The sequence below is a fragment of the Mesorhizobium sp. M7A.F.Ca.ET.027.03.2.1 genome, from assembly GCF_003999175.1.
GTDB lineage: Bacteria > Pseudomonadota > Alphaproteobacteria > Rhizobiales > Rhizobiaceae > Mesorhizobium.
The window spans coordinates 1-552 of the sequence record NZ_RZOM01001810.1 but is presented as its reverse complement, the minus strand read 5'-3'; the positions used below and the strand labels follow the sequence as shown (position 1 = coordinate 552).

1 protein-coding gene is annotated in these 552 nt (G+C 60.1%); it reads right to left on the bottom strand.

The window, feature by feature from the left end; translation table 11 throughout:
* Window positions 1-159 precede the first annotated feature (159 nt).
* Window positions 160-552: Lrp/AsnC family transcriptional regulator (locus EN750_RS38200; RefSeq protein WP_145968384.1), on the bottom strand; the 393-nt coding region annotated here is incomplete at its 5' end.

Here is a 552-nt window from a genome sequence, read left to right as displayed (position 1 = left end):
ATCCCGTGCGTGTCTCGCGCGAAAGGTGTGCTCAAGCTCGATCGATCGGCAGGGCGAACGTTTTGGACTACAATGGCACCGCCGTCCCAACGCGACGTGAGGGCGCGCCAGATTTCCGTTCCCGCGAATCCGGTGACGAGAGCCCCTATGGTTCTGCGATCATCTGCGAATGACTGAAGAGAGCGCGAACGCAGTCAGCGTATCGCGCACCCCAGGTAACTCCGCTATCTGCTGCCAGATCTGACGAATGCGGTCGGCATCAGGCGATTCGACTCGCACCAGGAGATCAAAGTCGCCGCTCATCACATCGCATGCGACGACCTGGGGTATCTTGCGCAACGCCTGAATGACGTCGCCACCCCGCATTCGATCATGCCGGTAAACGAACATCAGCGCTGTCGTGACATGCTGGTTGCCACCACCTTCGCCCGTGACGATCGTATATCCCTTGATGAACCCTTCGCGTTCCAGGCGCTCGATACGCACGCGCACCGCGTTGCGCGACAGGTTGACCTTCGTTGACAGCTCAGCGTGCGAGATGCGTGCGTTGGC